Here is a 1530-nt window from a genome sequence, read left to right on the forward strand (position 1 = left end):
CAGCCCGGTCGAGCCGGCCCGTCAGCCGCAAGCCGGCGGGGATGTGGTACGCCAGGCTGGCGGCCGGATCCAGCTGGGCAAGGAACCACAGCCGTTGCTGAGACCACGAGGCCTCCAGCGGCTTGTTCCGCTCAGTACGTCCAATAGCCGTGGCGGAGGCTGCGGTAGCCGTTTCGATCAACCGTGCATGGGCACTGAGCGTTGTCTGCACGAAGAGCTCGCGCAGAGCGATCTCGACCCCCAGAGCTTGCCGCAGGCGCGACACCATCTGTACGGCAAGCAGTGAATGTCCGCCCAGGTCAAAGAAGTCGTCGTGGCGTCCGACGCGCTCGATGCCGAGGAGCGACTGCCAGATTTGTGCAATGGTGGTTTCGATCTCGCCTTGTGGGGCGGCGTATTCGCGTGTTGCGATGGCGCTGGCGTCGGGTGCGGGCAGGGCGTGGCGATCGAGTTTGCCATTCGGGGTCAAGGGGAAGGCGTCGAGCGTGACGAAGGCGCTGGGCACCATATAGTCGGGTAGCCGGGTGGCGAGTTGGTCGCGCAGGGCCGCGGCCGCAAGTGGCGCATCGTTTATAGCGAGCAGGTAGGCCACGAGGCGTTTGTCGCCCGGCTGATCTTCGCGGGCGATCACGACGGCATCGCGCACGCCAGGGCAAGCCCGCAGGTGGGATTCGATCTCACCGAGCTCGATGCGGAAGCCGCGTAGCTTGACCTGGAAGTCGTTGCGGCCGAGGTACTCGATGGTGCCGTCAGGCAGCCATCGACCCAGGTCGCCGGTTTTGTAGAGGCGGGCGTGGGGTGTGTCGCCGAACGGGTCGGCGATGAAGCGCTGTGCTGTCAACTCGGGTTGACCGAGGTAGCCGCGAGCGAGGCCGACGCCGCCGATATGGATTTCGCCGGTCACCCCGATCGGCACCGGCTGGCCTCGCCTATCCAGGAGGTAGACCTGCGTGTTGGCGATCGGCCGGCCAATAGGAATGGAGCGCAAGTCGAGGGCGGTTGCACCGATTTTGTAGGTGGTTGTGAAAGTCGTGGCTTCGGTCGGGCCATAGCCATTTAGCAAATGCAGCGGTACGTCACCACGTTCGAACAGGCGTGCGACACTGGTCGGATCAAGCGCATCACCGCCAATGAGCAAGTGCTTCAACTGGCTGAAGACTGGACCAAGAACGTCCAGGTAGGCGTTGAACAGGCCGACTGTCAGCCAAAGAGAAGACACTTTCGTCTCAGTCAACACATGACCGAGCGCTTTAGGATCGAGTGTGACTTGATGCGGCACGGCGACCAGCTTCGCACCATTGAGCAATGCCCCCCAGACTTCCCACGTCGCTGCGTCGAAGGCAGGATTGGCACAGTGGGCGACGACATCGCCGGGACCGATCTCGGCGTATCCACTATTGATTACCAAACGGTTTACGCTGCGATGCTCGACCATGACACCCTTAGGCGTGCCGGTAGAGCCGGAAGTGTAGATGACGTAGGCGAGATTGCGCGAGGACAGGCCGAGGGTCAGGGGATCGGGATTGTGAG

The 1530-nt window shown here is 62.9% G+C and carries 1 protein-coding gene; it reads right to left on the reverse strand.

Annotated elements, in window-relative coordinates:
• The coding region (locus tag AP428_RS34140) for a non-ribosomal peptide synthetase (protein WP_156349373.1) at positions 1-1530 on the reverse strand (1530 nt) is incomplete at both ends.

Source organism: Burkholderia sp. E168m22 (assembly GCF_001319805.1).
GTDB lineage: Bacteria > Pseudomonadota > Gammaproteobacteria > Burkholderiales > Burkholderiaceae > Burkholderia > Burkholderia orbicola.